This is a genomic window from Methylobacterium oxalidis (assembly GCF_007992195.1).
GTDB lineage: Bacteria > Pseudomonadota > Alphaproteobacteria > Rhizobiales > Beijerinckiaceae > Methylobacterium > Methylobacterium oxalidis.
In genome coordinates, this window is record NZ_BJZU01000026.1 from 21,652 (window position 1) to 46,989 (window position 25,338).

17 protein-coding genes are annotated in these 25,338 nt (G+C 73.2%); 10 read left to right on the forward strand and 7 right to left on the reverse strand.

Translation table 11 applies throughout. From position 1 onward, the window contains the following. Positions 1 to 52 precede the first annotated feature (52 nt). Together MOX02_RS07835 and MOX02_RS07840 are read left to right on the forward strand one after the other, a co-directional pair. On the forward strand, positions 53 to 2,317 hold the full coding sequence (locus MOX02_RS07835) for a glycosyltransferase family 2 protein (protein WP_147025250.1): 2,265 nt from the start codon (positions 53 to 55) through the stop codon (positions 2,315 to 2,317). A 2-nt stretch (positions 2,318 to 2,319) separates the two neighbouring features. Beyond that, complete coding sequence (locus MOX02_RS07840; RefSeq protein WP_147025251.1) at positions 2,320 to 4,206, forward strand: HAD family hydrolase; 1,887 nt, start codon at positions 2,320 to 2,322, stop codon at positions 4,204 to 4,206. A gap of 5 nt (positions 4,207 to 4,211) precedes the next feature. Here the strand turns inward: MOX02_RS07840 and MOX02_RS07845 are convergent, their stop codons facing one another. The 5 genes from MOX02_RS07845 to MOX02_RS07865 all read right to left on the reverse strand — a co-directional run bounded on the left by MOX02_RS07845 (position 4,212) and on the right by MOX02_RS07865 (position 8,530). Beyond that, on the reverse strand, positions 4,212 to 4,616 hold the full coding sequence (locus tag MOX02_RS07845) for a DoxX family protein (RefSeq protein ID WP_147025252.1): 405 nt from the start codon (positions 4,614 to 4,616) through the stop codon (positions 4,212 to 4,214). 107 nt (positions 4,617 to 4,723) lie between these two features. Next, a complete protein-coding gene (gene cynS / locus MOX02_RS07850) occupies positions 4,724 to 5,212 on the reverse strand; it encodes a cyanase (RefSeq protein WP_147025253.1) in 489 nt (162 codons plus the stop codon). 120 nt (positions 5,213 to 5,332) lie between these two features. Then, positions 5,333 to 6,310 carry an ABC transporter ATP-binding protein gene (locus tag MOX02_RS07855; protein WP_170267726.1) on the reverse strand — a complete coding sequence of 326 codons (978 nt, stop codon included), beginning with the start codon at positions 6,308 to 6,310 and terminating at the stop codon, positions 5,333 to 5,335. Between the two features lie 14 nt (positions 6,311 to 6,324). After that, positions 6,325 to 7,164 carry a nitrate ABC transporter permease gene (ntrB, locus tag MOX02_RS07860; protein ID WP_147025254.1) on the reverse strand — a complete coding sequence of 280 codons (840 nt, stop codon included), beginning with the start codon at positions 7,162 to 7,164 and terminating at the stop codon, positions 6,325 to 6,327. Between the two features lie 4 nt (positions 7,165 to 7,168). Further along, on the reverse strand, positions 7,169 to 8,530 hold the full coding sequence (locus tag MOX02_RS07865; protein ID WP_147025255.1) for a CmpA/NrtA family ABC transporter substrate-binding protein: 1,362 nt from the start codon (positions 8,528 to 8,530) through the stop codon (positions 7,169 to 7,171). Between the two features lie 169 nt (positions 8,531 to 8,699). Here MOX02_RS07865 and MOX02_RS07870 point away from each other — a divergent pair, with 169 nt between their 5' ends. The 7 genes from MOX02_RS07870 (at position 8,700) to addA (ending at position 22,096) form a co-directional block, all read left to right on the forward strand. After that, positions 8,700 to 10,568, forward strand: a complete 1,869-nt coding sequence (locus MOX02_RS07870; protein WP_147025256.1) for a sigma 54-interacting transcriptional regulator — start codon at positions 8,700 to 8,702, stop codon at positions 10,566 to 10,568. A 193-nt stretch (positions 10,569 to 10,761) separates the two neighbouring features. Further along, positions 10,762 to 11,145 (forward strand): DUF3307 domain-containing protein, encoded by a 384-nt coding sequence (locus MOX02_RS07875; protein WP_238179393.1) that lies wholly within the window; start codon positions 10,762 to 10,764, stop codon positions 11,143 to 11,145. A gap of 230 nt (positions 11,146 to 11,375) precedes the next feature. Further along, positions 11,376 to 12,629, forward strand: a complete 1,254-nt coding sequence (locus tag MOX02_RS07880; protein WP_147025257.1) for an EAL domain-containing protein — start codon at positions 11,376 to 11,378, stop codon at positions 12,627 to 12,629. Between the two features lie 158 nt (positions 12,630 to 12,787). Further along, entirely contained in the window at positions 12,788 to 14,395 is a 1,608-nt protein-coding gene (gene tsaE / locus MOX02_RS07885) for a tRNA (adenosine(37)-N6)-threonylcarbamoyltransferase complex ATPase subunit type 1 TsaE (RefSeq protein ID WP_147025258.1), read from the forward strand. Positions 14,396 to 14,438: 43 nt separating this feature from the next. Beyond that, complete coding sequence (locus MOX02_RS07890) at positions 14,439 to 15,218, forward strand: nucleotidyltransferase family protein (protein ID WP_147025259.1); 780 nt, start codon at positions 14,439 to 14,441, stop codon at positions 15,216 to 15,218. A 270-nt stretch (positions 15,219 to 15,488) separates the two neighbouring features. Continuing rightward, positions 15,489 to 18,620 (forward strand): double-strand break repair protein AddB, encoded by a 3,132-nt coding sequence (gene addB / locus MOX02_RS07895; protein ID WP_147025278.1) that lies wholly within the window; start codon positions 15,489 to 15,491, stop codon positions 18,618 to 18,620. Beyond that, a complete protein-coding gene (addA, locus tag MOX02_RS07900; RefSeq protein ID WP_147025260.1) occupies positions 18,620 to 22,096 on the forward strand; it encodes a double-strand break repair helicase AddA in 3,477 nt (1,158 codons plus the stop codon). Before addB ends, addA begins: the two co-directional genes overlap by 1 nt. A 22-nt stretch (positions 22,097 to 22,118) precedes the next feature. Here the strand turns inward: addA and MOX02_RS07905 are convergent, their stop codons facing one another. Then, complete coding sequence (locus tag MOX02_RS07905) at positions 22,119 to 23,408, reverse strand: PQQ-dependent sugar dehydrogenase (protein ID WP_147025261.1); 1,290 nt, start codon at positions 23,406 to 23,408, stop codon at positions 22,119 to 22,121. Between the two features lie 368 nt (positions 23,409 to 23,776). On the opposite strand from MOX02_RS07905, the gene trxA reads away from it, so the two are divergent. Further along, on the forward strand, positions 23,777 to 24,100 hold the full coding sequence (trxA, locus tag MOX02_RS07910; RefSeq protein WP_147025262.1) for a thioredoxin: 324 nt from the start codon (positions 23,777 to 23,779) through the stop codon (positions 24,098 to 24,100). Positions 24,101 to 24,308: 208 nt separating this feature from the next. Here trxA and MOX02_RS07915 read toward each other — a convergent pair whose 3' ends face one another. Further along, positions 24,309 to 25,208, reverse strand: a complete 900-nt coding sequence (locus tag MOX02_RS07915; protein WP_147025263.1) for an outer membrane protein — start codon at positions 25,206 to 25,208, stop codon at positions 24,309 to 24,311. Positions 25,209 to 25,338 lie beyond the last annotated feature (130 nt).

Sequence of the window (25,338 nt, forward strand, 5' to 3'; positions counted from 1 at the left end):
CCTCCCGATACCGGCCGGCGCAGGCCTGCGCCGGCCCCGAGGATGACCCGCCTTGTCCCTGCTGCGCGCCGCGATCTCCCTCCTCACCGGCCGCACCGCCCGCCGCCGCGCCGCGGCCGAGGCGAAGATCCGCGCCTCCGGGCTGTTCGACGCGGGCTGGTACGCCGCCCAGCCCGGCGGCTCGGCGCGGGCGCCGCTGCGCCACTTCCTCGCCCGCGCCTTCCGCGAGGGCTCGGCCTGGCCGAACCCGCTCTTCGACACGGGCCACTACCTCGAGGGCCATCCCGACCTGCGGCGCATGCGCTTCAACCCGCTCCTGCACTACGTCGAGTACGGCGAGGCGGAGGGGCGGCGCCCGAACCTGTTCTTCGACCCGGTCTGGTACGCCAACGAGCACGGGCTCGACGGGCCGGCGGGCGCGCTCCGCCACTACCTGACGCAAGGAGCGGCCGGCGGCCTGCGCCCGGCGCGGGACTTCGACCCGGAGGTCTATCTCGAGGCCCATCCCGATCTCGGCCTCAAGGCGGCGGAGGCCTTCGCCCACCACGTCCGGACGATTGCGGCGGCGAGCGCGGGCGCCAAGGGGCAGATCTACAACGGCCTCGCCTTCCGGGGCGCCCCGGGCGAGCGCCCGCGCTACCGCTTCGAGAAGAGCGTCCAGCCCTACTGCTACCTGCCGCCGCGGCGGCCCGACGACCTTGATGCCCGGCTCGCGGGCCTGCGCGCGCGCCCGCTCTTCTCGATCCTGACGCCGGTCTACAACGTCGACCGGCGCTTCCTGGAGGCGGCCGTCGCCTCCGTCACGGCCCAGTGGTACCCGCACTGGGAGCTCGTGCTCGTGGACGATTGCAGCACCAGGGCCGAGACGCGGGCGGCGCTGGAGGCGATCGACGACCCGCGCATCAAGGTCCGCTTCAGCCCGGAGAACCGGGGCATCGCGCGGACCACCAACGCGGCGCTGGCCGAGGCCGCGGGCGAGTACGTCGTCTTCCTCGACAACGACGACGAGCTGACCCCGGACTGCCTCTACGAGCTCGCCCTCTGCCTCGACCGGACGGGGGCGGACTTCGTCTACAGCGACGAGGACAAGATCGACGGGGAGGGCCTGTTCTCGATGCCCTTCTTCAAGCCGGACTGGTCGCCCGACGCCCTGATGAGCATCATGTACACCTGCCACGTCTCCTGCATGCGCCGCAGCCTGATCGAGGCGGCGGGCGGCCTGCGGCAGGGCTTCGAGGGCGCGCAGGATTACGACCTCGCCCTGCGGGTGACCGAGCGGACGCGGGCCGTCGCCCACATCCCGAAGGTGCTCTACCACTGGCGCACCCTGCCGAGCTCGCTCGCCTCCGACATGGCGGCCAAGCCCCACGCCCACGAGTCGGTGCGCCGCCTCAAGGAGGAGGCGCTCACGCGCCGCGGCCTGCCCGGCACGGTCGAGCCGGTGGCGGCGATGCCGGGCCAGTTCCGCGTCAACTACCACCCGCGCGGCAACCCGACGGTCTCGATCGTGATCCCGTCGAAGGACAATCCGGCGATGCTGCGCCGCTGCGTCGACTCGATCCTGGGCAGGAGCAGTTACCGCGCGGTCGAGATCGTCGTCATCGACAACGGCAGCACGCAGCGCCCGGCCCTGAAGGCGCTCGACGAGCTGCGCAAGCTCGATCCCGTCACGGTCCTGTCGGACCCGAGCCCCTTCAACTACTCGGCGATCAACAATCTCGGCGCGTCCCGCGCCCGCGGCGAGATCCTCGTCTTCCTCAACGACGACACCGAGGTCATCTCCCCGGACTGGCTGGAGCGGATGGTCGGCTACGCGCAGCTCGACCACGTCGGCGCCGTCGGCGCGCGCCTCCTCTTCCCGGACGGGAAGATCCAGCATTGCGGCATCGTCAACCTCTACGAGGGGCCGGGCCACGCCTTCTACCGGCGCAAGGACGAGCAGGTCGCCGATTTCGGCCGCAACACCCTGGAATTCGACTGGGTCGCCGTCACGGGCGCCTGCCTCGCCATCGAGCGGCGCACATTCGAGGCGGTGGGCGGCTTCGACGAGGCGCTGCCGGTCGCCTACAACGACGTGGAACTGTGCTTCCGGCTCGTCGAGGCCGGCTACTTCAACGTGGTCTGCCAAGCCGCCCGGCTGACCCACCACGAATCCGTGACCCGCGGCGCCGACCAGGCGAGCCGCGAGAAGCGGGCGCGCCTGCGGCGGGACATGATGCGGCTCTACGCGCGCCACCCCCGCTTCCTCGCGCGCGACCCGTTCCACAGCCGCAACCTCAACCCCCTGAGCGGCCTCTTCCTGCCGAACCCCGTCTGAGCATGACCTCCGCCCCCACACTCGCGGCGCCCGTGGACGCGCCGGCCCCCCCTCCGGGCAGCCTCGCCGAGCGCCTGCGCGCGGAGATCGCCGCCGCCGAGGCCGTCTCCTTCGACGTGTTCGACACCCTGTTCGTGCGGCTTCTGGCGAGCCCGGAGGACGTGTTCGACCTCGTCGGCGCCCGCCACGGCATCCCCGACTTCCGCCGCCACCGCACGGCCGCGCAGACCCGCGCCTTCCAGGTGATGCACGAGCGCGGGCGCCACGAGATCGACCTCGACGGCATCTACGCGTGCCTGCCCGACCTCGGGGTGCCGGCCGAGACCCTGAAGCGCTCGGAATGGGAGATCGAGCTCGCGGTGCTGCGGCTCAACCCCGAGATGGGGGCGGTGGTGCGGCTCGCCCGGGATCTCGGCAAGCGCTGCGTCCTGAACTCGGACATGTACCTGCCGCGCCCCTTCTTCGAGGCGCTGTGCGCCCGCGAGGACGTCGCGGTCGACGCCGTCTACGTCTCCTCGGAGCGGCAGGCGACGAAGCGCGACCACGGCGCCCTCTTCACCCTGGTGGCGCAGGATCTCGGGCTGGCGCCCGCCCGGATCCTGCACATCGGCGACAACCCGGCCTCGGACATCCGGCGCGGGCAGGAGATGGGCTTCGCGACGTTCCACTACGTCGCGGCCCTGCCCGAGCGCGACCCCGCCCCCGACCCGGCCCATTCGCTGGCCACCGGCGTCTCGCGCTTCTCCGCCTACCGGACGGAGCGCTCGCCCTGGTGGCGGGCCGGCTACGCGGCCGGCGGGCCGGCGCACCTCGCCCTGCTCGGCTGGCTGGAGGAGAGGACGCGGGCGGACCGGATCGACCTGCTGCTGTTCCTGTCGCGGGACGGGTTCACGCTGCACCGGCTCTGGCCGGAGACGGGCGTGCCGAGCCTCTACTTCAAGTGCTCGCGGGTCCTGCTCGTCCTCGCCTCGATCACCGCCCGCAACTTCGAGGAGAACATCCCCTTCCTGCTGTCGGGCGCCGAGGGCCTGTGCCTCGCCGACATCGCGGCGCGGATCGGCGTGGAGCTGCCCGACGAGGGCGTCCTGGCCGATCTCGGCCTCGGGGCCGGCACGGTCTACGGGCGCGGCAACCGCAAGCTGTTCGAGTCGTACCTGCGGGTGACGCGCTGGCGCATCCTGCAGGTCTGCACCGAGTGCCGGCGCGGCCTCTACGCCGCCTGCCTGGAGGCGGGCCTGCGCGACGGGCTGCGGATCGGCCTCGTCGACGTCGGCTGGAAGGGCAGCACGCAGGAGGCGTTCGTGCGCTTCGCCGAGTCCGTCTTCGAGGTCGCGGTGAAGGGCTACTACGTCTGCCTGCACCGCGACGCCCGCCGCGAGCGGCCCGGCCTCGACATGGAGGCGATGATCTCGGAGCGCACACATTCCGCGGAGGCGATCCAGGACCTCTACGCGAACCGGGTGGTGGCGGAGCTGTGCTTCTCGGCGCCGCACGGCTCCGTCGTCGGCGCCACCCTGCGGGAGGATGGCGGCGTCGCCTACGCCGAGGATCCGGGCCGCGGCGCGGACCCGCGCCTGCCGGAGATCGCCGCCGAGGTCGATGCCGGGATCCGGGCCGCGGTGGCGGACTTCCGGACCCTCCTGGCCGACCTGCGGGACCTGCCCGTGGAGATGACGGTCCCCGCGCTGACCGCGCCGCTGCTGCGGCTCGCCCGCGCGCCGGCGCCGGAGGAGGCGCGGGCGATCGGGTCGATCCACAATTTCGACAGCTGGGGCAGCAGCGTGCTCTTCACGAACTATGCCGCCTCCCTGGAGGGCAGGGGCGTAGCCCGCGGCGATTCCTGGCCGGCGGGCCTAGCCGTCCTGAAGGCGGCCCGCGCGACCGGGTAGGGCGCTCAGATCCGGTGGCGCCGCCGCTCGTCGAGGCTGAAGGCGCCGGGGCCGGCCGCCACGAGGTAGAGGAAGACGAAGCAGAACAGGATCGCCGCGTCGCCCCCGTTCAGGGTCGGGAAGGGGCTGCGCGGCGCGTGGAACATGAAGTAGGCCACCGCCATCTCGCCGCTGAGCAGGAAGGCCACGGGCCGGGTGAACAGCCCGAGCACGATGAGGATGCCGCCGACGAGCTCCATCAGGCCGCCGATGCCGAACAGCGACAGCAGCTCCGGGGCGGGCTTCTCCCGCGGCGGGAAGCCGAGGAGCTTCTGCGAGCCGTGCGCCAGGAACAGCAGGCCCGCCATGATCCGGAGGGCGGCGAGCGCGAAGGGCGCGTAGCCCGTGAGGCGGGTGGTCAGGGCGGCCATGTCGGTTGTCGTCTCCGGGGGAAGGAGCCCGCATCGCGGCCCCGATAGGACCGCGATGTCAAGCCGAGCCCGACCCCGCCCGTGCGGCGACGCACGGGGCCGCGGGATCAGGCCTCCTTGAAGCCGTACTCGGGCACGCCCTCCTCGTTGCCGTAATACTTGTAGGGAAGGAACTTGCCCGACATGGCGAGCTTCACCCGGTCGCCCTTGTTGTTGGCCTCGCGCTCCATCGTCATGTTGAAGTCGATCGCCGACATGATGCCGTCGCCGAACTCCTCCTGGATCAGCTCCTTCCAGGTGGTGCCGTAGACCATGACGAGCTCGTAGAAGCGGTAGATCAGCGGGTCGGTCGGCGGCATCTGGGGGATCGAGCCGCGGTAGGGCGCCTCGTTCAGCATCCGCTCCTCGGCCTGGCTGAGGCCGAACAGCTCGGCGGCACGGGCGGCCTGCGCCTTCGGCAGCTTCATCTGGCCCATGCAGGCGGCGGTGATCAGGATCGGCGAGATCCCGCCGATCTCCTCCTGGATGTACTTCCAGGTCCAGCCCTTCTCGCGCTTGATGTCGAGGAGCTTCTCGGTGAGGTCTTCGCGCTTCATGGATGTCTCCGGGGTGGAGGGTGGGCAGTCCCGGGGCCGGGACCGGGGGAAGGGGTGTCGCGGGCTCACGCCCGCAGAGGTGTGCCGCGGGCTCACAGCCCGCCGCGATGTGCCGCGGGCTCACGCCCGCATGGCCGAGGCTTCGGTGCCGGCCACGATGGCCTCGGCGTCGGACGTGCCGGGCGCGGGGCGCACCACCGGCGGGTGGCGCGGGTCGTAGCCCGCCGGCATCGCGTCCCGCAGCGTCTTCGAGCGGGTCACGAGGAAGTCCATCAGGTGGTTGCGCAGGGCGTAGTAGCCCGGCGCGTGGTGGAGCGCGGCGCGCGCGCGCGCCTTCGGCAGCGGGTTCTCGACGATCTCGGCCACCTTCGCCTCGGGGCCGTTCGTCATCAGCACGATCCGGTCGGCGAGGTAGATCGCCTCGTCCACGTCGTGGGTGATCATGAAGACGGTCTGCCCGGTCTCGATGCAGATGCGGCGCACCTCGTCCTGCAGCGTGCCGCGGGTGAGGGCGTCCAGCGCCGAGAAGGGTTCGTCCATCAGGAGGATCTTGGGCTCGATCGCCAGCGCCCGGGCGATGCCGACGCGCTGCTTCATGCCGCCGGAGAGCTCGGACGGGCGCTTGTGCTCCGAGCCGGCGAGCCCCACCGTGGCGATGGCCCGGCGCGCCCGCTCCTCGACCTCGGCGCGCCGGGCCCCCCGCCAGCGCGAGGAGACCGCGTAGGCGACGTTGCCGAGCACGGTCCGCCAGGGCAGCAGGGCGTGGCCCTGGAAGATCACGGCCCGGTCGAGGCTCGTGCCCTCGATGGCCTGCCCGTCCACGATCACGACGCCCTCGCTCGGCGCCTCGAGCCCGGCCAGGATGTTCAGCACCGTGGTCTTGCCGCAGCCCGAGTGGCCGATCATGCAGACGAACTCGCCGCGCCGCACCGGCAGCCACAGGTTCTCGAACACCGTGGAGGTCCGGCCCCCCGGCGCCGGGTAGCGCCGGGCGATGCCCTCGATCGAGATGAACTTGTCGGACATGCGGGCACCCCCGGCAGCGGCGTCGGGGGCGGCGCGCTGCGGGCGCCGCCGGAAGGGGAGAAGCGTGCTCATCGCGGGCCTCGCGCTCACTCGGGGAAGGTCACGAGGCGCTGGGCGCGGGCGAGCACTTGGTCGAGGATCATCCCGACGAGGCCGATCACCAGGATCGAGGTGATCACGTTGGTGATCGAGAGGTTGTTCCACTCGTTCCAGACGAAGTAGCCGATGCCGGTGCCGCCCACGAGCATCTCGGCCGCGACGATCACGAGCCACGCGATGCCGATCGAGATGCGCATGCCGGTGAGGATCGTGGGCGCGGCGGCCGGCAGGATCACCGTGAAGGCGCGGCGGATCGGGCCGACCTCCAGGGTGCGGGCGACGTTGAGCCACTCGCGCCGCGTGCCCGCCACGCCGAAGGCCGTGTTGATCAGCATCGGCCAGAGCGAGCAGATGAAGATCACGAAGATCGCCGAGAGGCCCGAATCCCGGATCGTGTAGAGGGCGAGCGGCATCCAGGCGAGCGGCGAGACCGGCTTCAGGATCTGGATGTACGGGTCGAGCGCCCGGCTCATCAGCGGCGACATGCCGATCAGGAAGCCGACCGGGATGGCGACGATGACGGCGAGCCCGTAGCCGAGGGCGACGCGCCCGATCGAGTAGGCGAGCTGGATGCCGAGCCCCTTGTCGTTCGGGCCCCGGTCGTAGAACGGGTCCTTGAGGTGGCGCCAGATGTTGGCGGCGACGTCGAGGGGGCCCGGCATCGCGGACTTGCCGGTGGTGGCCGACGCCCCCATCAGGGCGGCGTATTCCGGGTCCATGGCCTCGGTCCGGGCGGTGCCGCCGACCGAGACCTGCCAGACGAGCAGGAAGGCGGCCAGCAGCGCCACCGAGAGGATGCCGGCGCGAAAGCGCAGGGAGGCGCGCATGGTCTCAGCTCCCGCGCCGGATCTTGAAGGAGGCGAGATACTCCTCGGGCTTGGCCGGATCGAAGGTCTTGCCCATCACCGCGAAGGTCTTGGTGGTGCTCTCGGGCGGGACGAGGCCGTCCTGGCGCATCAGCTTGGCGGCGTCGGTGGCGAGGTAGACCTTCTTCGCCACCGCGGCGTAGTCGACGTCGCCCTTGATCTGGCCCCAGCGCTTCATCTGGGTCAGGATCCAGACCGCGAAGGACTGCCAGGGGAAGGGGTCGAAATCGACCCGGTCGGGCACCTTGCGCACGTTGCCGAGCCCGTCCGCGAAGGTGCCGGTGAGCACCTGCTCCACCACCGTGACCGGCTGGTTGAGGTAGTTCGCCGGGGCGATCTGCGCGGCGATCTCCTTCCGGTGCTCGGGCTTCGAGGCGTAGGCGGTGGCCTCGATGACGGCGCGCAGCAGCGCCGCGTAGGTGTTCGGCGTCTCCCGCACGAAAGTCTCGGAGGCCGCGAAGGCGCAGCACGGGTGCCGGTCCCAGATCTCCTTCGAGAGGATGTGGATGAAGCCGACGCCGTCGTAGACCGCGCGCTGGTTCACCGGGTCCGGCGCCAGGAAGCCGTCGATGTTGTCGGCCCGCAGGTTGGCGACCATCTCGGGCGGCGGCACCGCGCGGATCTGCACGTCCGCGTCCGGGTCGAGGCCGGCCTCCGCGAGGTAGTAGCGCAGCAGGTAATTGTGCATCGAGTAGTCGAAGGGCACCGCGAACTTGAAGCCCTTCCAGTCCTTCGGGTCGCGCCGGTCCCGGTGCTTCATGGCGAGCGTGATCGCCTGCCCGTTCACGTTCTCCACCGCCGGCATCGTGTAGGGCTGCGGGTTCGAGCCGACCCCGAGGGTTATGGCGATCGGCATCGGCGCCAGCATGTGGGCGGCGTCGTATTCCCGGTTCAGGGTCTTGTCGCGGATCACCGCCCAGCCGGCTGTCTTGACCACGTCCACGTTCAGGCCCTGCCGGGCGTAGAAGCCCATCGGCGCGGCCATGATGATCGGCGTCGCGCAGGTGATCGGGATGAAGCCGACCTTGAGGTCGGTCTTCTCCGGCTTGCCCGCCTCGGCGAAGGCCTCGGCGGCGAACCGCGTCGGCAGGAACTGGCTCAAGGCCGCCGCGGCGGCGGCCGCGCCGACGCTCCGGAGGAAGGCGCGCCGCTCGGCGTCGCGCGGGAAGAGCGCCCGCATCACCGCGCCCTCGACGAGCCGCTGGGCGGCGGCCTCGCCGGTGGGCAGGGCCGCGTCGTGCTCGGCCTGGCTGCGGTGCTCGCCGCAGGAGCAGCCCCCGCGCCGCAGGCGGGTCTCGGGATCGAAGGGGTTGTCGAACAGCGCCATCGGTGGCCTCGCGTTGCCGGCAGAGCTCGGGAACGGAGATGGCAAACGGCGTGCCAAGGCCGTGCGGACCTGAAACGCGAGGGCGGCGAGACGGTTAGCAAGGCGTGGCCGAGCTACGAGATCTCGTGTAATACGAGATCTCGTCGGCAAATCACGAAAGTTCGTCGCGATGGGCGCAGCCGCGGGTCTCGGACCGGTCTTCGAGGAGAGCCGCGAGCCGATGCTCGTGATCGAGCCCGCGAGCGACCGCATCCTCGACGTCAACGCGGCCGCCGCCGAGATGCTGGGCTTCCCCCGCGCGGCCCTGCGGGCCATGAGCGCCAGCGCGCTGCATCCCGATCAGGTTCCCGCCCTGATCGTCTTCACACAGGCCGTGCAGGCCAAGGGCCGCTGGTGGACGCAGGCGCTCACCCCCCGCCACGGGTCGGGCCGGGCCCTCAACCTCGAATACGCGGCCTCGCTCCTGTCCGGCGACCCGCCGCGCCTCCTCGTGACGCTCTCCGACCTCGACGAGCGCCGCCGCCGCCTGATCGACCACGAGGCCGAGGCGCATATGCGGGCGGGCCTGCCCGAGTGGCAGCGCATGGAGCGGATCTTCCGCGACATCGAGCGGGAGAACCGGCTCATCCTGCGCGCGGCCGGGGAGGGGATCTACGGCGTCAACGCGGACGGGGTGACGACCTTCATCAACCCGGCCGCCGAGCGCATGCTCGGCTGGGCGGCCTCCGACCTCGTCGGGCGCGACATGCACGCCACCGTCCATCACACCCATCCGGACGGGGCTCACTACCCGCACCGCGACTGCCCGATCTACGCCGCCTTCCGGGACGGCGCCGTGCACCAGGTGGACAGCGAGGTGTTCTGGCGGAAGGACGGCACCGCCTTTCCCGTCGAGTACACCTCGACGCCGATCCGCGACCGGGGCCGGCTCCTCGGCGCGGTGATCGTGTTCCGCGACATCAGCCAGCGCCGGGAGGCGGACGAGCGCCTGCGCCGGGCGCTGGCCGAGGTCGATTCGCTGCGCGAGCGGCTGGAGCTCGAGAACGCCTACCTGAAGGAGGAGATCCGCCTCGAGAGCCACCACCAGGGCATCATCGGCCGCAGCCCGGCGATCGAGGCGACGCTGCGCCAGATCGACCTCGTGGCGGGCACCGACGCCACCGTCCTCGTCACCGGCGAGTCTGGCACCGGCAAGGAGCTGATCGCCCGCGCGATCCACGAGGCGAGCCGCCGCCGCGAGCGCCCCCTGATCCGGGTGAACTGCGCCGCCGTGCCCCGCGAGCTGTTCGAGAGCGAGTTCTTCGGCCATGCCCGGGGCGCCTTCACGGGGGCCCTGCGCGACCGCGTCGGCCGGTTCGAGCTCGCCGACGGCGGCACCCTGTTCCTCGACGAGGTCGGCGAGATCCCCCTCGACCTCCAGGGCAAGCTCTTGCGGGTGCTGCAGGAGCGCTCCTTCGAGCGGGTCGGCGAGGAGCGCACCCGCGCCGTCGACATCCGCCTGATCGCGGCGACGAACCGGGACCTGCGGGCGGAGGTGCGCCGCGGGCGCTTCCGCGAGGACCTCTACTTCCGGCTGAACGTCTTCCCCATCGGCGCCGTCCCCCTGCGGGAGCGGCCGGAGGACATCCCGCTCATCGCCCAGCACTGCCTCGCGGGGGCGGCGCGCCGGCTCAACATCCCAGAGCCGCGCCTCACCGAGGGCGACGTCCGGCGCCTCCAGCGCTACGCCTGGCCCGGCAACGTGCGCGAGCTGGAGAACGTCATCGAGCGGGCCGCGATCCTGGGCGCCCGCGGGCGCCTGCGCTTCGACCTGCCGGAGGCGGACGCCCCGGAGGCCGGGGCCGCGCCGGGCTCCGCCCCCGCGGCGGCGCCGCCGAACGAGGCCGAGCGCCGGGCGCGGGACCGGGCCGAGATCGTGGCGGCCCTGAAGCTCGCGGGCGGCAAGGTGTTCGGCCCCGGCGGGGCGGCCGAGATCCTGGGCCTCAAGCCGACGACGCTCGCCTCCCGCATCCGCGCCCACGGCATCGAGCGCCCCTGAGCGGGTGGCCGGTTGCGCGCAACGCGGTTAATGGAAAACGAACGCGTTTGCCGTAGGGCCGCTGTCGTCCGATCTCCGCCCGGTCCCGCTGGGATGCCGGAGGTCGGGGGTCCCGTCGCGCAGCGCGGCGGTTACGGCACAGGCGCCGCGCGGGCATGCCGGACGCGCGGGCCGCGCGGCATGCGGGGGTCTGATGGCGCTGGTCCCGGTCTGGACGATGGCGGTGCTCGCCGGCACCATGATCGTCAAGCATTACATCGCCGATTTCGTGCTCCAGACCGACTGGATGGCGCGGGGCAAGGAGCAGGAGCACGGCTGGTTCCTGCCGCTGGCCGCGCACGTCTCCTGCCACGCCCTCGCCACGCTCGGCGTCGCCCTCGTCGTGGCGCCGCGGCTCTGGTGGCTCGCCCTGGTGGATTTGGCGATCCATTTCTGCGTCGACCGGGCCAAGAGCGTGGTCTCCCGGCGCACCCGCTGGAACCCGGGCCAGGTCCAGTTCTGGTGGCTCCTCGGCTTCGACCAGATGCTGCACGCGCTCACCGACCTCGGTCTGGCGGCCTGCTTCCTGAGCCTGTGACCGGACCTCGATCGGCCTTCGGGCCGCATCGCGCACCGTCTCGGCCGCCCGCGCCGAAGACCTTCCGAAGATTCATCTTCAAATTGTATTTATCTCTCCCTGTCATTGTGCGCGCGAGAACCGGTCGATGCGCGGGTCGCAGCGTCGAGATGCGGCCCCTTGAGGTTTGCTTAACGCGGGCGTGCCAAGAGGAATGCTGTCGCCTGGAGGCGGGCGAGGCACAAAACCTCATGCACGACCCCTACGCTCACGTCACGCTGGAGGCCGGGACCATCCTCTTCGAGGAGGAGGAGCCGGGCGCCTACGCCTACCTGATCACGCGCGGACGCATCGAGATCTTCCTGCGCCGCGATGGAGCTGAGATCCAGCTCGCCGTGCGCGGGCCGGGCGAGATCTTCGGCGAGATGGCGATCCTCGATTCCGATCCGCGCTCGGCCTCGGCGCGCGCCCTCGACGACTGCGAACTCGTGCCCGTGAGCGAGGCGCAGATCCGCCACCGCCTCTCCGAGACCGACCCGATCCTGCGCCTCTGCCTCACCGTCGTGATGGCGCGCTACCGCGAGACGGCCGCCCTCCTCCGGGAGCGCGGCGTCGTCGCCCGCGGCGACCCGGCGGCCGCGCCCTCCCCGGCCGCCCGCGCCGATTTCGACGCGGCGATCACCGCCGTCGTGCTGGAGCGCGAGCTGCGCCGCGCCCTCGACCGGCAGGAATTCGAGCTGTTCTTCCAGCCGATCGTCCGGCTCGGCAGCGAGATGCTGGCGGGCTTCGAGGCGCTGATCCGCTGGCGCCACCCCGAGCGCGGCCTCGTCGCGCCCGCCGCCTTCATCCCCGTGGCGGAGGAGAGCGGGCTCATCGTGGACATCACGGCCTGGGTCGTCGCCGAGATCGGCCGCGTCCTGCCCGGGATCATGCGGGCGGGCCTGCGCAACGTCGCCGCGATCGAGGGCTCGCTGTTCGTGAGCGTCAACGTCTCCGGCCACGACCTCGCCCGGGCGAGCTTCCCCGGCATGGTCTGCGAGATGCTGCGCGCCGCCGGCATCGCGCCGGGCAGCCTCAAGCTGGAGATCACCGAGAGCACCCTGATGCGCGATCCCGCGAGCGCCACCGACGCGCTCACGCTCTGCCGCGCGAGCGGGATGGGCATCGCCATCGACGATTTCGGCACCGGCTACTCCTCGCTGAGCTATCTCAGCACGCTGCCGATCACGACCCTGAAGGTCGATCGCGCCTTCGTGCGGGCGATGCTCTCGGAGCCGCGCGACCACAAGATCGTCCAGACCATCCTGCGGCTCGCCGACGAGATCGGCATCCCGGCCGTCGCCGAGGGCATCGAGGAGCCGGCCGAGGCGCGCGCGCTCGCCGCGATGGGCTGCGCCTACGGCCAGGGCTACCTGTTCGGCCGCCCGGCGCCGCTCGCCGAGACCCTCGACCGGATCCGCTCCTGGCACGCCGACCCCGCCGCACGCCGCGCCCCGGCCGCCTGACCTGCGCCGAGCTCCACCCGCGCACGAGGGAGAAGGCGGTGCCCGCCCGGCGGGACCGGCTTAAGCCGCCGCGCGATTTTGGTTAAGGATCCTCCGCTAAGAACGGTTGCATCCGCGTTCTCTCAGGCGAGGGCGCCCGCTGCAGGGTTCGGAGGGGTATGGCGGTGAGTGAGGACGGTCCGGACACTGAAGCGCGCGGCGCGCACGGCCCCGCGACCGCCGAGGCCGCGCCGCCCCCTTGGGAGATCGTGCTGCCCGAGGAGAGCGCGACGGAGGATCTCGGCCGCTTCCTCGCCGAACTCCTCGAGCCCGGCGACCTCGTCGCCCTCTCCGGCGGGCTCGGCGGCGGCAAGACGACGCTGGCCCGCGCCCTGATCCGGGAGCTGACCGGCGAACCGGACCTCGACGTTCCGAGCCCGACCTTCACCCTGGTCCAGCCCTACGAGGGCCGGCGCGGGCGCGCCATCGTCCACGCCGACCTCTACCGCCTGCGCGGGCCCGACGAGCTCGTGGAGCTCGGCTTCGACGAGATGACGGAGAGCGCCATCACCCTCGTCGAGTGGCCCGAGCGCCTGCCGCCCCGCGAGGGGCCGGTGCTCTCGGTCGACCTGTCGCTGCGGCGGGAGTTCGGCGAGGGCTCGCGCTTCGCCAGCATCGACGGCAGCGGCGGCATGCGCGCCCGCCTCGACCGGGCGCGGGGCCTGCGCGGCCTCCTCGTGCGCGCCGGCTGGGACGAGGCCGAGCGGATCCCGATGCAGGGCGACGCCTCGACCCGCGCCTACGAGCGCCTGCGCAAGCCCGACGGGTCGACCGCCATCCTGGTCATCTCGCCGCCCCGCGCGGACGGGCCGCCCGTGCGCGACGGCAAGCCCTACAGCGCCATCGTGAAGCTCGCCGAGAGCGTGCACGCCTTCGTGGCCGTCGACCGCGGCCTGCGGGCGCTCGGCTTCTCGGCGCCGCGCATCTACGGGGAGGATCTCGGCGCGGGCCTGCTGATCCTGGAGGATCTCGGGGCCGAGCCCGTCGTGGACGCGAGCGGGCCGCGGCCCGAGCGCTACGCGGAGGCCGTGCGGCTGCTCGCCAAGCTCCACGCCACGGAATTGCCGAACGCGCTGCCGGTGGCGGACGGGATCGAACACGTGCTGCCGCCCTACGACACCGAGGCGCTGCTGTTCGAGGCCGAGCTGCTGCCCGAGTGGTACGCGCCGGCGATCCGCGGCGTCACGCTCCCGGACGCGGCGCGGGCCGACTTCCTCGCCCTCTGGGCGGAGGCCCTGCGCGGCGCCATCCCCGAGCGCCCGACCTGGACGCTGCGGGACTACCACTCGCCGAACCTGATCTGGCTGCCCGAGCGCGACGGGCTGGAGCGGATCGGCCTCATCGACTTCCAGGACGCGGTGCTCGGCCACCCGGCCTACGACGTCGCCTCGCTGCTGCAGGACGCCCGCGCCGACGCGAGCGCCGAGTTCGAGCTGCGCCTGCTCGGGCTCTACGTGCGCGAGCGCCGCGCCCGCGAGCCCGAGTTCGACATGCAGGGCTTCGCCCGGGCCTACGCGCTGCTCGCCGCGCAGCGCGCCACCAAGATCCTCGGCATCTTCGCCCGGCTCGACCGGCGCGACGGCAAGCCGGGCTACCTCGCCCACCTGCCGCGCATCGAGGGCTACCTCGCCCGCAACCTCGCCCACCCGGCGCTGGCCCGCCTGCGCCTGTGGCACGAGGAGCACCTGCCGGACCTCGCCGCGCGCGTCGCCCGGCCCGAGTCCTGAGCGCCCCGCATTCCCGCCCGCCCGACAGTCCCGCGAGCCCCGCATGAGCGCCCCCGAGACGAACCCGCCCGCGACGCTCCCGCCGGGAGGCGACCCGCCCGGCATCACCCGCGCCTTCGTGCTCGCGGCCGGCCTCGGCAAGCGCATGCGCCCCGTCACGGCGACGCTGCCGAAGCCGCTCGTCCCCGTCGCCGGCAAGACGCTGCTCGACCACGCCCTCGACCGGGCGGCGGAGGGCGGCATCACCCACGCCGTCGTCAACGTCCACTGGCTGCCCGACCTGATCGAGGCGCACCTCGCCAGGCGGTCGGGCGCTCCCGAGATCGCGGTCTCGGACGAGCGCGCCGCGCTCCTCGAGACGGGCGGGGGCGTGAGGAAGGCCCTCGACCGGATCGGGCCCGACCCGTTCGTGGTGTTCAACGCCGATTCCTTCTGGCTCGAAGGGCCCGTCCCGAACCTGCCGCGCCTGATCGCCCGGTGGGATCCGGCCGCGATGGACATCCTGCTCCTCGTGGCGCCGGCCGCGACCAGCCTCGGCTACGAGGGCAAGGGCGACTTCGTGATGGACCCGGACGGCCGCCTGGAGCGGCGCGGCGAGCGCGAGGTCGCGCCCTTCATCTACGCGGGCGTCGCGATCCTGAAGCCCGAGCTCTTCGCGGACACGCCGGAGGGCTCGTTCTCGCTCAACCTGCTGTTCGACCGGGCGATCGCCCGCGAGCGCCTGCACGGCTTGCGCCTCGACGGCCAGTGGCTCCACGTGGGCACGCCCGAGGCGATCCAGGCCGCCGAGGAGCGGGTGCGGCTGAGCGCGCAGGCCCCGTGAGGCGGCGCTTCGTTGCGGAACGAAGAGCGAACGGGTACGTGTAGGCCGGCATCGGCGACGGCGATCGGAAGGCGGTTCGAGGACGTGGTGGTGTTACCGGCCGACAGCGATCTCTGCGCTCCCGAAGCGGACTCGACGCCCCACCTCTCCCGTCCGGGAGAGGTCGAGTCCGCGGCACGCGGACCGGGTGAGGGATGCGACCCTTCCGGACACGGCGAACCCCTCACCCCGTCCCTCTCCCGGACGGGAGAGGTGGCCCGCGCCCGGTCCGTGCCCGACGCCCGCGTCTTCACCGTCCCGCCCGGCGCGCCGTTCCTGCCGGCGCTGGCGGAGGCCCTGATCGACGGTCGGCTCGTCGGCGACCTCGGGGCCGACCCGATGGCGCTCGCCGCCGTCACGGTCTACCTGCCGACCCGCCGCGCCGCGCGGGCGCTCGGCACGGTCCTGGCCGAGCGCCTCGGCGAGGCCGCGCTGCTGCCGCGCATGATCCCCCTCGGCGAGGCGGACGAGGCGGAGCTCGATCTCGCCGCCAACCCGCTCCTCGAGAACGGGCCGGACGCGCTCAATCCCTCGATGCCGCCGCTGGAGCGGCGCCTCATCCTCGCCCGCCTCGTCCAGGCCTGGGCCGAGACCGTCGACCGCAAGCTCCTGCCCATCGACGACGACGTGCCCTTCCTCGTCCCCTCCTCGCCCTCGGACGCGGTCGGCCTCGCGGGCGACCTCGAGCGGCTCATGGACGCGCTCACCGTCGAGGGGCTGCCCTGGTCCGAGATCGGCAGCGCCGTCGAGGCCGAGTACTCGCAGTATTTCGGCCTGACCCTCGATTTCGTGCGCATCGCCGCCGAGAACTGGCCGCGGATCCTGGCCGAGCGGGGCCTGAGCGATCCCGTCTCCCGGGCGCGCCGGCTGGTGCTCGCGGAGGCCGAGCGGCTGGTCCGCGAGCGCCCGGCCGATCCGGTCGTGGTGGCGGGCTCCACCGGCTCGGTCCCGGCGACCGCCCGGCTGATCGCGGCGGTGGCCGCTCTCCCCCGCGGGGCGGTGGTGCTGCCCGGCCTCGACCGCGACCTCGAGGCCGGCGGCTGGGACGCGATCGAGACCGGCGAGGGCTTCGAGCGGCAGATCGCCCACGGCCACCCGCAGGCGGTGCTGCACCGCCTGCTCGGCCCCGGCGGGCTGCGGCTCCCGCGGGAGGCCGTGGCGCCCCTCGGCGCGCCCGCTCCCGACCTCGCGGCGCGCGCCCGCCTCCTCTCCGAGGCCCTGCGGCCGGCCGAGACCACCGACGCCTGGGCCCGGATCGATGCGGATCTTCGCGTCGACATCGCGGCCCGCGGCCTCGCGGACGTCGCGGTCGCCGAGGCGGCGGACGAGCGCGAGGAGGCGCTGGTCGCCGCGATCGCCCTGCGCGAGACCCTGGAGAGCCCCGGCGCCACCGCGGCCCTCGTCACCCCGGACCGCGGGCTCGCGACCCGGGTCGCGGCGGAACTCGCCCGCTGGGGCATCGTGGCCGAGGACTCGGCCGGCCTGGCGCTCGCGCAGAGCCCGGCCGGGCGCCTCGCGCGGCTCGCGGCGGAGCTCGCCGCCGAGCTGCACCCGGCGCGCCTGATCGCGCTCCTCGCCCACCCGCTCGTGCGGCTCGGGCTCGACCGCGCGGAGGTGGTGCGGGGCGCCGCCGCCCTGGAGATCGGCGTGCTGCGCGGCCCCGCCCCGGCGCCGGGGTTCGCGGGCCTGCGCCGCGCCCTCGCCGAGGCGCGTGCGCCCCGGGAGGGCGAGCGGCGCCCGCGCGCCAAGCGCCGCCTGAAGCCCGTCGACTGGGACCTCGCCGAGGCGCTGGTGGAGCGGCTGACGCTGGCCTTCGCGGGTTTCCCCGGCGAGGACGCCCGCGGCGTCTGCGACCTCGTCGCCGTGGCGGCCCGCCACCGGGAGACCTGCGACTGGCTGATCCTCGGGCCGGACGACGCGCCCGAGGCCGAGCCCGACCCCTCGCTCGCCTGCCTCGACAGCCTGTTCGACGATCTCGAACTCGCCGATTCCGGCCTGCTGCCCGGCCGCTTCGGCGACTACCCGGCCTTCTTCACGGCGCTCGCCCGCGAGCGCGTGGTGCCCTGCGCCGTCGCCGCGCCGCACCCGCGCCTGCGCATCCTCGGCCTCCTGGAGGCACGCCTCCTCAGCGTCGACCGGGTGGTGCTCGGCGGCCTCGACGAGGGCGTCTGGCCGATGAAGACGGTCACGGACGCCTTCCTCAACCGGCCGATGCGCGAGCGCGTCGGCCTCAACCCGCCGGAGAGGCGCATCGGCCAGAGCGCGCACGACTTCGTGCAGGCTCTGGGCACCCGCGACGCGGTGATCACCCGCTCGGCCAAGCGCGAGGGCGCGCCGACCGTGCCCTCGCGATTCCTGCAGCGGATGCGCGCCTTCGTGGGCGAGGAGGCCTGGCAGGGCGCGCTCGGGCGCGGCCGGCGCTTCTCGGCCTACGCCGCCGCCCTCGACGGCGCCGCCGAGCCGCCGCAGCCGCGCCTGACCCAGCCGAAGCCGAAGGCCGACCCGGCCCTGTTCCCGCGCACCCTCAGCGTCACCGAGATCGAGACCCTGGTGCGCGACCCCTACACGATCTTCGCCCGCCACGTGCTCGGCCTCGACCCGCTGGAGCCGGTGGCGGCCCTGCCCGGCGCTAGCGAGCGCGGCACGCTGATCCACGCGATCCTCGGCGCCTTCGCGCAGGCCCATCCCGAGGGCCTGCCGGAGCGGGCGGAGGAGCAGCTCTTCGCCCTCGCGCTCAACGCCTTCGGCCCGATCCAGGACGTCTACCCCGAGCTCTACGCGGAGTGGTGGCCCCGCTACGAGCGGATGGCGGCGGCCTACCTGCCCTGGGAGGCGCAGCGCCGGTCGGGGCTCGCCCGCGTGCACCCGGAGATCTCGGGCCGCTGGGTCATCCCGATGGGGTCCGAGACCTTCACCCTGCGCGCCCGGGCCGACCGGATCGAGCGGCGGCGCGACGGGGGCGCCTGCATCGTCGACTTCAAGACGGGCGCGCCGCCGAGCGCCCGCGAGGTCTTCGCGGGCTTCTCGCCCCAGCTCACGCTGGAGGCGGCCATGCTGATGGCCGGCGCCTTCGACGGCGTGCCGCCGGCGAAGGACACGCCCGACCTCCTCTACCTCTACGCGTCCGGCGGCCGGAAGCCGTTCCAGCCCGTCCCCGTGAAGCCGCCGCGGGGCGACGCGCGCCCGGTCGAGGCCATCGTCGCCGAGCACGCCGAGCGCCTGCGCGGCCTGATCGCCCGATTCCTCACCGGCGAGGCGGCCTACGTCTCGCGGCCCTACCCGAAATACGCCCGCGCCTACGGCGACTACGACCACCTCGCGCGCGTGCTCGAATGGTCGCTCGGCGGCGAGGAGGAGGGCTGATGTCCGGCCGCAGCACGCCCTTCCTCGTCGACGCGCTGACGCTCGACGCGCAGCGCCGGGCGGCCGACCCGCGCGCCTCCGCCTGGGTCTCGGCCAACGCCGGCGCCGGCAAGACCAAGGTGCTCACCGACCGGGTGGTCCGCCTCCTCCTCGACGGGGCGGCCCCGGGGCGCATCCTCTGCCTCACCTTCACCAAGGCGGCGGCCGCCAACATGTCGATCCGCGTCTTCCAGCGCCTCGGCCGCTGGGTGACCCTCGACGACGCGGCGCTCGCCGGGGAACTGACGGAGCTCACCGGCGAGCGGCCGACGCGCCGCAGGCTGGAGGCGGCCCGGCGCCTGTTCGCCCGCGCTGTCGAGACGCCGGGCGGCCTCAAGATCGAGACGCTGCACGCCCTGTGCGAGCGGCTCTTGCACATGTTCCCCTTCGAGGCGAACGTGCCGGCCCGCTTCGTCGTCCTCGACGAGAACCAGTCCCGCGAGGCTTTCGCGGTCGAGACCGACAACGTGCTGGCCGACGCGATCGGCGGCCTCCACCCGCACCTGAGCGAGGCGCACGCCCTGGTGGCGCCGGAGGCGGCGGGCGACGCGCTGCGCAAGGCGATCCGCTCCGCCATCCAGGCCCGCCACATCCTCGGCCACCGGGACGGCCTCGACCCGCTCTTCTCGGCGCTCTCGGCCTCCCTCGGGCTTGCGGCCGAGGAGAACGCGCGGGACATCGAGGCCCGCATCCTCGACGGGCTGTCCGACCTCGCCGGTCAGGCGGAGGCCCTGCGCACCGGCAAGAGCACGGACGAGGGCCTCGCCGACGCCCTCCTCGAGGCGAGCCGGGCGCTCGGGGCGGACGACCCGGTCGGCGCGATCGAGACCTACCGCTCGGTCTTCTTCACGCAGAAGGACGAGCCGAAAGCGGCCAAGAGCCTCGGCACCAAGGCGGTGCCGGAGGCGCTGCGCGAGGCGCTCGTCGCCGAGCGCGACCGCCTGGAGGCCCTGTTCGAGCGCCTGCGGGCGGCCCGCGCCCACGCCCGCACCCGGGCGCTGTTCACCCTCGCGGCCGAGATCCACCGCCGCGTCGAGGCGCAGAAGGCCCGGCTCGGGGCGCTCGACTTCGACGACCTCATCCACAAGACCCTCGACCTGCTCTCGCGAGTCGGCGCCTCCTGGGTGCTGTACAAGCTCGACCGCGGCGTCGACCACGTCCTCATCGACGAGGCGCAGGACACCAACCCGCACCAATGGGAGATCCTGCGCCGGATCACGGCCGAGTTCGCGGCGGGCGCGGGCGCCCGCCCGGTCCTGCGCACCCGCTTCGCGGTGGGCGACCCCAAGCAGTCGATCTACAGCTTCCAAGGCGCCGAGCCCCGCGAGTTCGAGGTGACCCGGCGCGCCTGGGCGCGGGAATCGCGCGAGGCCGAGCACGCCTTCGCCGATGTCGGGCTGACCCTCTCGTTCCGCTCGGCCAGCGGCGTGCTGCGGGCGGTGGACGCCACCTTCGCGCTGCCCGACCATTACCGCGGCCTCTCCTTCGACGACGCGGCCACCGGCACGGTCCACGCCTCCGCCCGCGGGCAGGAGGCCGGCGCCGTCGAGCTCTGGTGCGTCGAGGAGCCCGCCGACGAGGTGGAGCCCGACGCCTGGGCCGCCCCCGTCGACGCGCCGGAGACGAACGCCCCGGCGATCCGCACGGCCCGCCGCATCGCCCGCGCCGTGAAGACCTGGATCACGAGCGGGGACGAGCGCGGGCGCCGCCGCTCGCCCGGCGAGATCCTGATCCTCGTGCGCAAGCGCGGCACCGCCTTCGAGGAGGTGATCCGCTCGCTCAAGGGCCTCGGCGTGCCCGTGGCCGGCCAGGACCGGCTCGATGTCGCCGCCCACATCGCGGTCAACGACCTCGTGGCCGCGGGCCGGGCCGGGCTCCTGCCCGCCGACGACCTGACCCTCGCCACCGCCCTCAAGACGCCCCTCGTCGGGCTGACCGACGAGGACCTGGTGCGGATCGCGGCCCGCCGCGACCTCTCCGAGACGCTGGAGGACGCGCTCCACCGCCACGCGGAGGCCGGCGATCCGGCCGCGATCCGCGGCCGGGAGGCCCTCGCCGGCTGGATCCGGCTCGCCGCCGCGCACGGGCCGTTCGGCTTCTACGCCGCGCTCCTCGGGCCGATGAGCGGGCGCGCCGCCCTCGTCTCGCGCCTCGGTGGCGAGGCGGGCGACGCCATCGACGTGTTCCTGGCGGCCGCGGCGCAGGCCGAGCAGGGCAGCGACGCCCCTTCCCTCGGCGGCTTCCTCGCACGCTACGTGGGGCTCGCCGCGCGGGACGGCGGCCACACGGTCAAGCGCGACCTCGAGGCGGGCCGCGACGAGGTGCGGGTGATGACCGTGCACGGCGCCAAGGGCCTGGAGGCGCCCGTCGTCGTGGTGATCGACGGCTGCGAGCCCCTCGGCCGGAACGACCCGCCGCTCATCGCCATGCCGTCGGCCGAGGGCGCGCGCCCGCTGCCGCCGGTCTGGTCGAGCGCCCGGGCCTACGATTGCGCGGCGACCGCGGCGGCCCGGACCGAGATCCAGGCGCGGGCCCGCGAGGAGCACAACCGCCTGCTCTACGTCGCCATGACGCGCGCCGCCGACCGCCTCGTCATCGCGCCCTATCGCGGGCGCACCGAGGCCGGCGAGACCGCGTGGTGCCGGATGGTGCAGGCCGGCCTCGAGCGCCAGCTCGGTCCCGGCGAGACGGTCGAGACCGCCTACGGCTCCGTGACCCTGTGGCGGGACGGCGAGGACGCCGCCCTGAGCCTCGCCGCCGCCGCGAACCCGGCCGCGCCGCCGCCGCTGCCGGCGTGGCTGCGCAAGCCGGTCCGCCCCGAGACGGACGCCGCGCCGCCGCTCAGCCCGTCCGGCAGCCTGCGGGCCGCGGACGGGCAGCGCGGGGGCGAGCGCCGCCTCGCGGACGCCGAGGCGCGCCGCCGCGGCGTGCTGATCCACGCGCTCCTGGAGCACCTGCCGCGGCTCGACCCGGCGCGCCGGGCGGAAGCCGCCGCCACCTTCGTGCGGGCGCGCGCGCCGGGCCTGCCCGAGCCGAAGCGCCGCGCCATCGCGCAGGCGGCGCTGCGCCTCATCGACGAGCCCGACCTCGCGCCGCTCTTCGCCCGCGAGGCGCGGGCCGAGGTGACGCTGTCGGGGCGGGTGCTGGCGGAGGGCGCCGAGCGCCCCGTCTACGGCCGGGTCGACCGGCTCGCCGTCCGGGACGGGACGGTCTGGCTCGCCGACTTCAAGACCGGCCGCCCGCCCGAGGCGGACGGGCCGCTGCCGCGGGCCGAGGCCGCCCAGATCGCCCTCTACGCGGCCCTGCTCGGCCGGGTCTACCCGGATCACCGCATCGTGCCGATGCTGGTCTGGACCTCGGGCCCCGCGATCCGGCGCCTCGGCGAGGCCGAGATCGCCGAGGCGCTCCGGGGTATCGCGGTCAGCCCTCGCGGTTAGCCCTCGCGGTCAGCCTTCGCGGTCAGCCTTCGCGGTTCTTGGGCGTGAGCTTCAGGATCTTGCCGTCCGGCCCGTCCGTGACCGCGTAGATCGCCCCGTCCGGGCCGACCTTCACGTCGCGGATGCGGTCGCCGAGCTCGATGCGCTCCTCGGTGACGACCTTGTCGCCGTCGAGCTTGAGCACCACGAGGCCGGGATAGATCAGCCCGCCCGCCAGGAAGTTGCCCTTGAAGGCCGGGAACAGGGAGCCGTCGTAGTAGGCGAGGCTGGAGGGCGCGATCACCGGGTCCCAGTAGTAGACGGGCTGCGCGGTGCCGCCGGCCTGCGTGATGCCCTCGCCGATCTTCTCGCCCGAGTACTCGATGCCGTAGGTCACGGTCGGCCAGCCGTAGTTCACGCCGGGGCGGGGCCGGTTCAGCTCGTCGCCGCCGCGGGGTCCGTGCTCGATCGTCCAGAGCCGGCCCTGGCCGTCGAGGGTCGCGCCCTGCACGTTCCGGTGCCCGTAGGACCAGATCTCCGGCAGCGCCTTCTCGCTGCCGACATAGGGGTTGTCCTTGGGCGCATTGCCGTCCGTGTCGAGGCGGAAGACCTTGCCGAGCCCGCTCGACAGGTCCTGGGCCTGGACGCGGGGCTGCTTGTCCGAGCGCTCGCCCACCGTGAGGAACAGCTTGCCGTCCGGCGTGAAGACGATCCGCGAGCCGAAGTGCTTGTCGCCGTCGTAGGTCGGCATCTGCCGGAAGATGACCTTGACGTTCTCGAGCTTGCCGCCGTCGCCGCTCTCGGTGAGCACCGCCTTGGCCAGCGTCGTGCCGTTGCCCTTCTCGCGGGGCTCCGAGTAGCTGACATAGACCGTGCGGTCGTTCCGGAATCCGGGGCTCAGAGCGATGTCGAGGAGGCCGCCCTGGCCACGGGAATCGACCTTCGGCACGTTGGCGACGGGCGCCCCGATCTTGCCGTCCTTGCCCACGATGCGGATCTTGCCCGCCTTCTCGGTGACGATCATCCGCCCGTCCGGCAGGAACTCCATCGCCCAGGCGCTGGCCAGCCCCTTGGCCACGGTCGCGACGTCCACGCGCGCCGCCTCGGCGGGCTTCGGGGCGCGGGTCTGGTTCGGCAGGAGCGGCTTGTAGCCCGTGTTCGGCTCCGCGGTCTCCGCGGGCACGGAGCCGGCCGATTCGGCGCTCGGCGCCGTGAAGGCCTCGCCCTCCACCCGGGAGGGGCGCGCCTCGGGGGCGGCGTTCTGGGCGAGGGCCGGCAGGCTGAGGCTCAGCGCGGCGACGGTGGCGAGCAGGGTGGGATGGATGCGCGTCACGTGCGGTGTTCCTCCATGCGGTCCGCCTCTGTCGTGGGGCGTTGCCGGCCGCGTCGAAGCGCGGTCGGTCCGGCCTCGAGGCTGAGGACGGGCGCCGCCCGGCGGCGGCCGATGGGCGGGGAGATGGGGCGCGACGCTCCCGACGGCGAGGCCTGAGGGCGCGGACCGAGACGATTCGGCCCAGGTTGCCGGGCCGGGCTGCGCGGCGCGGCCGGACTGGGCGGCGCTTCATGAGCGCGGCGCGTCCCTGGCCTGCCCGCGCCGCACGGTGCCTTGACCATGCGCGGGGCCGTCGCCAATTCTGCCGCAGTCGCGGCGAGGGTCCCTTCGGAGACGTCCTCCGGCCGCGAAACCGGAAAGGGTTAGTGATGGCGACGGTGAAAGTGACCGACGCGAGCTTCGAGCAGGACGTGCTTCAGTCCGCCGAGCCGGTCGTCGTGGATTTCTGGGCGGAGTGGTGCGGCCCCTGTCGGCAGATCGGCCCCGCGCTGGAGGAGATCTCCGCGGACCTTCAGGGCCGCGTGAAGATCGCCAAGGTGAACGTCGACGAGAACCCGGGCATCGCCTCGCAGTACGGCATCCGCTCGATCCCGACGCTGCTGCTGTTCAAGAACGGCCAGCGCGTCGACCAGAAGGTCGGTGCGGCGCCGAAGGGCGACCTCTCCCGCTGGATCCAGACCGCCTCGGCTTGACGGCGCGCGGCTCCTGCGCGCGCACCGCTCGAACGCGAGAAGCCCGGCCGCGAGGCCGGGCTTTTTCATGTCCGGGACACGGTTTCCGAATCGCGGCGGGCCGCCGTGACGGGCCTATGTGACGGATTGGGAGCGCCGCAGGGCCGCCCAAACGGAAAAGCCCGGCCTCGCGGCCGGGCTTCCCTGGTTTCAAGACCCGATGTTCGGCTTAGTAGGTGCCGAACTTGTAGTTGAGGCCGGCGCGGACGACGGCGAACTCGCTGTCGCGACGGACGGTGCCGAGGGTGTTGTAGACCGGGACGAGGCCGCCGACCGTGTTGAGGCCGCCGACGATCGGGAGGTTGGTGGCCCGACCCTGGTCGAGGTTCACGTACAGACCTTCGACCTTGAGCGTCACCGCCGAGGAGCGGAAGAAGTTCAGGAACGAGTCGGTCGGGAGCGCGTACTCGACGCCGCCACCGACGGTCCAGCCGGTGAGGAAGTCGTCGCCGCGGGCGACGTTCGCGAACTGGTTCAGGCGGCTGTCGCCCGAAGCGTAGGCGAAACCGCCGGTGCCGTAGAACAGGACGCGGTCGAAGGCGTAACCGATGCGGCCGCGAACGGTGCCGAAGAAGTCGAGCGTGCTGAGCACGCCGTTCACCGGGACGAAGTTCGGGTTGATCGTGCCGATGGGCGCGTTCGTGGTGAAGCGGTTGTTCCGGCGAGCGCCGAAGTCGAGGTACTGGGCGTCAGCCTCGATACCGACGACCACACCGGAGCCCGGCGTGAACTGGTAGTTGTAGCCGATCTGACCACCGCCCGAGAAACCGTCACGGTCCGCGTTGCGGTAGGCAAGCGTGGCGCCGAGCGGCAGGATGGAGGTGGCGACCGGCGCGCCGCCGGGGCCCGTCAGCGTGACCGGGTTGGTCAGCGTCTGGGTGAAGCCGTTGGCAGCGTTGCTGCTGACGTCGAACGCGTAACCGGCGTTGAAACCGGCGTAGAAGCCCGTCCAGGTGAAGACCGGAACCGGCGTGAAGACCGGCGGCGCAGCGCGGCGCGGCAGGTCGGCGGCCGAAGCCGCCGCGGTGAGCGCCGTGAAGGCGGCGAGTGTCGAGAGAAGCTTTTTCACTTTTTGATCCCCAGCATTATGCCCGATCGGTGGCGAAACTACGGGATTTTCCACAGTTAAGATGTAGCGCTGAGGCCACACCGATCGGCACTCGACAACTTGCGCGCGGGGGCGGTGGAGAACGGGGATC